Consider the following 7,475-nt stretch of genomic DNA (forward strand, 5'->3'; position numbering starts at 1 on the left):
GCCCGGCGCCCTGTATCGTAAGGAAGCAGCGGCCACACTTGAGTGTTTTGCGAAAGCCCAGGGCGGGGCGGCCTACTGGTATGATGTGCTGAAAGCAGCGTCGCGCTACCGCGCCGATATCACCAATGGCAGCCGCTTCATCAGGCCGTTCCTGTCTGACGGGGTCATTGCGGCCGCGTCAGAACCCACACCAACCGGCTCGGCGTCCATGCCGATGAGGCGTCCGGATTTGCGGTGCCTGATCCGCGCCATTGCACCACTATCGGTCGCCGAGCGCATCGGCGCGCCAAATGATGTCTGGCTACCGCAACGCTTAATGCGCCAGAATGCGGCCCGGATATACACGCTGTTTGAAGACATGAGGAATCTTTGCCCAGAACTGGATGCCGCCCCGCTTCAGGGCAGGCTGTCCCTAGGGGACAGCAGCCTGAACATGGCCATCTTCGACGCCGTGTCGGTCTGCCTGTTCCGTCGCGATCATCGCCATGAGTTCTGACCAGAACTGACCAGATCCGGCCCAGTTTTCCGGGGCTTCCGCGATCTCCTGCCGGAACAGATCCAGCGCATGATCGGTCGCTCGATCCGGGTCGAGCGCGCTTAGCACTTCGCGGTCTCCGAAACGGGGTCTGGCGGTGCTGTTTAGATAGAGCAGAGCCGCATTCTGTTTACGAGCCATGCGGGCAAAAAGCTCCACACAGTCTCGATACCGCTCCATTCCCTCGGCAAGGCTGTTGCATTGAGCAGTCAGATAGTCCGGCAGAACAACAACCACATCGCCTTCAGCCAGAAACCGCTTGGCATTCCGCAGAAAACTGCGGTCATCATGAAAGAACTCGATGCGGATGTTCAGTGCCAGGGCGTAGTGGAACCAGAACGCCTCGACTTCCGGTGCGTGAACCCTGCGCAGGGCGGCAACGCTGACATAATTGCGCCCCGAGGCCTGCACGATGTCCATGAGGGCTGCTGCGACGGAGGGAATGAAATAACGGCTGTGATTGGAGATGATGAGGGACGGGCGGGGACCCAGGCCATCGACGACCGTGTTGAACCGTGCATTCATGAACGGATCGAACGCGTCCTTCATCGACACTTTTGCCGGATTCAGTGACTGTGCCCGCAGGGCAGCGCCGATCCGCAGATGATTGAAAAGACGTCGCCGTTCAGGACCGGTTACAAGAACGACCATGAGGCGTAGAATAGAGGACGGCACCCAAAATAAAGCAGCGATTACGCTGCGTTTACTCAGCACCTGAATCATCACCGACTTCCAGTACAGGACCAACAGCCAGCCGCGAAGCCTCATCATCTGAGCCAAACCGCCTCAAGAACCACATATGCGGCAGGAGACCGTTATCGGCCCCCTGCGCGCCATCGCATTACGAGGTGCCGCAGCCCGGGCTCCAGCAGGTGGTTGTTCCGCCGACATATTCTCTGGTCACGCCCTTGACCATTGCGGATGCTTTCACGTCACGAAGCGTTGGCTTCACCGGGGCGGTATCTTCAGTCTTCATTCTCAACACTCTCTGTTTTGGAACGCAGTTTATGGCGGATCATCTTTGGATTGTGTCGCTGTATGATAATCCACCATAAGGTGTGTAGGGGATTGATTCATCGCCGACAACAGAAATATTGACGCTGCGTAAAGATCCGCCGATTGTGTGTGTTGGGCTTCAATTGCGTTGCCGCTGGTTTAAATATAGGGAGATTTTTTATTTAAAAACAATATCTTAAAATATTTCTGGGTTTCATTGAGATAACGAGCATCGGCATTCGAACGAAAAAGGTTCGAATTCTGATTCAATGTAAACCCGAAACGCTATAGCACGGCATCTGGGCAGGTTGCAGCGGACCGATTCAGAGGGCGGCACATTCTTCTGGCTGACCGGGCCGGAAGGCATAGATGCGCCAAAACTGGCGGTGCGCCTGCGAGCCAAGGGAGTTCTGGTCGACCGGTTTCCGGATCATTGCCGCCGAAGTGCAGGCGTTGCTGTACGTAGTCGCGATGCGAATTCTTCGCCCTTGCCACCGTTACACCGCAAGCCGGGCCGGGCCGACGCAGGCCCGGCGCCATCAGATCATTCCCGGGCAGTTGGAGTCCCGGATGAATGGCGGCAAAGTGCGCTTTCCTGCAGGCGCATCGTTTCGCGCATGCCGGGAGGGCCAGAGATGTTACCGCCAGAGCCAGGATTGGCTGGCGAAGAGGCCCTGAAGCTTTGACAAAAGCCGATTGCCTTTCCCCGGCGCCGGGATCCCGTGATGGGCGAGGCGGTCGACGATCACTTCGGGAGGGCAGGGCAGGCCGGTGACCGGGTCCATGTAGCGCGGATAGGCGATCAGGGCGGCATGGGCGAAGGCGGCAAGCGTCGGGCGCGTCCTGCGCCGGGCCGGGGCGGGAAAGAGGTCACGCGTCAATCCCCAGCCGGCATAGAAGGGCATACCCAGACAGGTGACCGTCTTGCCGCGCAGGAGTGCCTCGAAGCCGAGCGTCGAGGTGATGGTCCAGATCTCATCCACCGCCTCGATCAGCGCTGCAGGACTTGCCCCCCGCACGATACGATCGGCATGGGTCAGCACGTCCGTGTCAGGCATTGCACCCGCGCGCAGACCGGCCTCGACATCCGGATGCGGCTTGTAGATCACGATCGCATCGGGGTTTTCAGCCCTGACCCGGGCGAGCAGGTCGGCATTGCGGTGCTCCTTGCCCGCGCCCAGCCGGACAGAGGCGTCATCCTCCACCTGTCCCGGCACAAGGATACGGCGGCCTTTCGGCAGGTCAGGGACGGCCTCGGCATCAAGGTTGTATTTCGACAGCCCGAAGCGCGTCAGCCGGGCGATCAGTCGTTCGGCCCGTGTTTCACCGCCGGGCGGCGGGCCTGCCGCCACCAATCGCTCCAGATCGCTTTCGCGCGCGGGATCGTAATAGATGCCACGCCGGTCAGCGACGAGCGAGAGCGGCGGCACCAGTTCGGCGCCAAGCCCGCGTGAGCGCAGGAACCCGTCCTCCATCCGGGTGACGGTCAGACCCTTTGCCGCCGCGGCAAGGCGTTCGGGTTCCTGCCCGGCCCAGACGATCAGGCCGCGCCCCTCGGATCTGGCGCGGTTGATGGCGCGGGCGGGGTCATCCTGAAACCTGAGCCGCTTTTCCCGGCCAAAGGTCCTTTGCAGATGCGCCCGTTTCCACAGCCGCATGCCAAGTGCTACATGGCCCGCGCGATCCTCGCGAAAGGTGCGGACCTGCGCCTCAAGCTGATCGACCGCCTGTTCGAAGGAACAGAGGCGATCCCGGCAGGGATCGTACCATGTGGGCGCCAGAATCATCGCCGCCGCGAAAAGCTGGGCGCGGGTCAGACGGCGTTCGCGCCGGGCCACCGGATTTTCATCCTGCGTCAGCCCCCAGCCCGCATAGAAAGGCTGGCCGAAGACGCGGGGTTTGTGGCCCGCCATGATCGCCTCGAACCCCATCTGGGATGAGACGGTGTAAACGCCGATGGCGCCTTCCATCAGCGTCCAGGGCGATACCGGATCGCTGAGCACGCTGATATGGCCGTGATCGTGACCCGAGGTGAAATGGCCCTGCCGGTGACCCAAAGCCGTATCGGGATGGGTCTTGATGATGATCCGCGCGCCAGGGTTTTCTTCCTGCGCGAAGACCAGCATCTCACGGAACGTCGCGCTCGTCGCCCCGCCATGGCGGATCGAGGCATCGTCGCGGGTCTGGTCGAGGACCAGCACATAGCCGGGATCGGGCACCGGCAGCGCCGGGTCGAAACTGTTGTATTTCGACAGATGCCCCGCCTTCAGCCGCGCGATCCCGTCCCGCGCCCGGTCCAGGATCGCGGTATCGTCGAGGGGATGGGTCGCAAGAATATGTTCCAGTTCGGACGGGGTGGAACTGTCGAAATGCACCCCCTTCGGGTCGATGAGCAGACCCAGAGGCGGTTCCTTGCCCGCGCGCCCGGGCCTGACCGAGCGCAGGAAGGCATCCTCGACCCGGACAACCGGTATATTGGTCCAGTCCGATACCTTCTCTCCGCGCGGTGAGGTCGGGCTGCGGCCCCAGACGCCAATCCGGTCGTCCTGCCGCGAAGGTCGGCCGACATGAATGTCATAGCCTGCCAGTGTCATGATCCGGCGGATGCGGGGCTGGGTCAGAAAGCCGCCTGAATAGACAAAGAGACGGCGTGGATCTTTGCCGGTCTCTTCCGCGCGGCGGGCTGGTTCCATCAGTTTCCGGCGGCGCTGGACAGGGTGTTGGCCGAATTGGCCGTGCCGGTGATTGCCGACAGTACCTTGCTCCACTGCACATAGGGCGCTTCGGTCACATAGACCGTGTCCTTGTCGCGGATCATGAAATCGCGCGCGTCGAAAATGGCGCTGGGCTCTGTCAGGTCAAGCACATAGGCGATGCGCTGCGATGACATGAGGTCGGTGCGGCCGAGCACGGCATTGGCAACGCCCGGTTCTTCGTCCCTGAGGATGAAGACGCCCTTCGGATCGGCCAGTTGCGATGACAGACCGCCGACCTGGGTAATCGCTTCGACCGCCGACAATTCCTGCGTTTCGAAGGGCACACGGGTCTGCGAACCTGTGGCACCCATGGCGGTAAAGCTGCGCTGGTCCTTCTCGACCAGGATCACGTCGCCCGGGCGCAATGCGATATCATATTGCGGGTTGGAATAAAGGTCCTTCAGCCAGACCCGTCCGGTATTGCGGCCGCGCGTGACCACGATCTGGGCCACTTCGGGTTCGATCGCAACGCCGCCCGCCCGGGCCAGCATTGCCGAAAGGGTCCGGGTCGGCCGTTCGATCGGATAAACGCCCTGACCGCCGACGCCCCCCATCACGGAAACCGTCGCACCATCGCCCGCGACGCGTGCCACGGTCACTTGCGGGTCCGGGGTCTGGGCATCGAGTTTTTCGGTGATGATCCGGCGCAAGCCTTCGGGCGTGTTCCCTGCCGCCTTGATCCGGCCCGCATAGGGCACGAAGATGAAGCCGTCGCCATCGACCTGCATTTCCTGCAAGGCGGTCGCGTTCTGGCCCTGTCCGGCCAGAAGACCGTTATCGACGTTTTCCCAGATCATGAGGCCGAGCACATCACCTGGCCGGATGACGTCGGACCCGACGACGCCCGCGCCGACAAAGCCATTGCCGAAGCCCAGCGGTGGGATGACATTGGTCAGGCGCGCGACATCTGCCGTCACTGGCACGATAAAGGTATCGCCCTGCTGTTCCACCGATCCTGCCAGAACCTCGCCCTTGGTCGGGCCGGAACGCGGCAGGCCGCATGCGGAAATGCCCATCGTGAGAACCACGAGGGCAAGGGCCGCAGGCTTGTGCGACATAAGGATTTTCACTGATCTGGCTCCTCTGCCGAGCGACTGCCTCATTGTTTTGGGACACCGTACTGAAAGTGCAGGCAGATTTCCAGCGGCGCTATTCAACCGCGGCCAACTGTTGCCGAGGTGCCGCTTTGCCGGAAACCAGCGCATCATAGGGGTCCTCACCGCTCAGGACCATATCGGTGACCTGCCTGAGAAGCTGACGGCGGCCACGGGCCGAATAAAAGCCGCCGGGGATCTGCGAGGTTTCCAGAAGATAGTGGCGGTAGTCGCGATAGGCGCGGCTGTCGGGGCGCGAGGGGGTGGCGAAGAATTCGGTCAGCGGCTGGTCCGAGACGAATTCGGGCTGGCTGTAGACCGCGCGGCCAAAGGCCTTGAGCGGCAATCCGCGCCAGAGAACCTGCTGGCCGGCGGTTGAATTGACGGTTACGGCACTTCGCGCCGCGTCCAGAAGTTGCGCCAGCTTGCCGCCGCGCACGAAATGCACCCGGCCCGACAGGCCAAGCCGCCTGGCGGTCTGGCGAATCGTACTGGCCACCGCCGCGCGCTCATCCTCCAGCGGATGGGCCTTGAAGACGATATGGTGATGGCGCGGTGCGCCGCGCGCGAAACTGTCGAGGCAGAGCGTCAGAAATTCGGTCATCGATGTGAAATCGGAATGCGCGCGGAAACTGGCGTCATGCTCAAGCTGCATCAGGACCAGATGATAGGGAAAGCCGCCGTGGCGGATGCGCAGGGTCGCGATCCGTCGTTCAAGCGCATGCCAGGGCATGAGGAGAAGCCGCTTCAGATAAAGTTTGAACTCCTCGGCCACAGAAATATCGCGGTGCGAGCGGAAGTTGCGATAGGGCCGGTTCAGCGCAAGCACAAGGAAATGATAAAGCGCGCCGTAAAACACATGTTCGCGCATGTCGCCCCAATGGGCGGGGGCCTTGGGCTGTTCCATTTTCGACCGGGCGAGGGCTGTGCGCATGTCGTCCACGCTCATCTCCATCAGTCGGGAATGCCCGTTTGATCCGCCACGTTCATAGGTCGCCCAATAGGGCCGTAGATAGCCTTCCTCAAAGACATGAACGGTGATGCCGCGCGCCTTGGCGGCGGCGATGGCCTGCGCATGGATCGGCCGCGCGTCGCCGTAGAGCACCAGATCGGTGATCTCGTGTTCGTCGAAGAGGGCGTCAACGGTGTTCGGCCAATCCTCAGCGCGGCCGCGATAGGGGATGTAGCCCGGACGTCGCCAGAAAAACTGATCGCCCCGATTGAAACCGACGCGCCAGACCTCGGCCCCGGCCTTGCACAGCATGTCGCCCAACTGGCGGAAGAACGGCCCATGCGGGCCCTGAAGCATCAGAACCCGTGGTGGCCTGTCCGATTTGATCCCCATACCCGGCATATCGCCCGATGACCGTTTCTTTCTGCGGTTTCAGACCATTCTGGACGTTTCTGCACGCTTGTCACGGAGTTTTGCCCGATCAGGTGCGGGAAGTTGGCCGACGTTGCCGATGGGCCGATCCTCTTGCCCCGGCGCGGGGCGCGGGATAGGCAGGGGCAAAGTGGTCAGCGGCAAAGGGAGGCGCCCATGTTCACCGGCATCGTCACTGATATCGGCGAGATCATCGCGCTGGAACAGAAGGGCGACCTGCGCGCCCGTATCGCGACCGCCTATCCTGTGGCGGGGATCGACCTTGGCGCGTCCATCGCCTGCGAAGGCTGCTGTCTGACCGTGGTGGCGACGGGCGAGGACCCGCGCGGTTGGTTCGATGTCGATATCTCGGCCGAGAGTGTGGCCAAGACCAATATCGGCGGCTGGTCGGTCGGCAAGAGGATCAACCTGGAACGGGCGCTGAAAGTGGGCGACGAACTGGGTGGCCACATCGTGTCGGGCCATGTCGACGGCGTGGCCGAGATCGTGGCGATGAAGGATGAGGGCGACAGCACCCGCTTCACCTTCCGGGCACCCGAGGCGCTGGCGGGCTTCATCGCGCCCAAAGGCTCGGTCGCGCTGAACGGCACGTCGCTGACGGTGAACGAGGTGACCGGGGCCGAGTTCGGCGTGAACATCATCCCGCATACGAAAGAGGTCACCACCTGGGGGCAGGCGAAAGTGGGCGACCGGGTGAATATCGAGATCGA

At 62.2% G+C, this 7,475-nt stretch carries 7 protein-coding genes; 2 read left to right on the forward strand and 5 right to left on the reverse strand.

Annotated features, from left to right (window positions below; translation table 11 throughout):
* Positions 1-496: hypothetical protein (locus WBB85_RS13745; RefSeq protein ID WP_432639174.1), on the forward strand; the 496-nt coding region annotated here is incomplete at its 5' end.
* On the opposite strand, the gene WBB85_RS13750 is transcribed toward WBB85_RS13745, so the two are convergent.
* The 5 genes from WBB85_RS13750 to WBB85_RS13770 form a co-directional block, all read right to left on the reverse strand.
* Complete coding sequence (locus tag WBB85_RS13750; RefSeq protein WP_432639175.1) at positions 413-1,306, reverse strand: hypothetical protein; 894 nt, start codon at positions 1,304-1,306, stop codon at positions 413-415. The genes WBB85_RS13745 and WBB85_RS13750 overlap by 84 nt on opposite strands.
* Before the next feature lie 70 nt (positions 1,307-1,376).
* Entirely contained in the window at positions 1,377-1,511 is a 135-nt protein-coding gene (locus WBB85_RS13755) for a hypothetical protein (RefSeq protein ID WP_432639176.1), read from the reverse strand.
* A gap of 658 nt (positions 1,512-2,169) precedes the next feature.
* Entirely contained in the window at positions 2,170-4,224 is a 2,055-nt protein-coding gene (locus WBB85_RS13760) for a capsular polysaccharide biosynthesis protein (RefSeq protein ID WP_432639177.1), read from the reverse strand.
* Entirely contained in the window at positions 4,224-5,390 is a 1,167-nt protein-coding gene (locus WBB85_RS13765; protein WP_432639178.1) for a polysaccharide biosynthesis/export family protein, read from the reverse strand. Before WBB85_RS13765 ends, WBB85_RS13760 begins: the two co-directional genes overlap by 1 nt.
* Positions 5,391-5,436: 46 nt before the next feature.
* A complete protein-coding gene (locus WBB85_RS13770) occupies positions 5,437-6,726 on the reverse strand; it encodes a capsule biosynthesis protein (protein ID WP_432639179.1) in 1,290 nt (429 codons plus the stop codon).
* A 195-nt stretch (positions 6,727-6,921) separates the two neighbouring features.
* Between WBB85_RS13770 and WBB85_RS13775 the strand changes: the two genes are divergently transcribed.
* Positions 6,922-7,475, forward strand: a 554-nt coding sequence (locus WBB85_RS13775) for a riboflavin synthase (protein WP_432639180.1), incomplete at its 3' end; no start/stop codon positions are given.

It is taken from the genome of Albidovulum sp., assembly GCF_049646345.1.
In the GTDB taxonomy this organism is placed as follows: Bacteria; Pseudomonadota; Alphaproteobacteria; order Rhodobacterales; family Rhodobacteraceae; genus Albidovulum.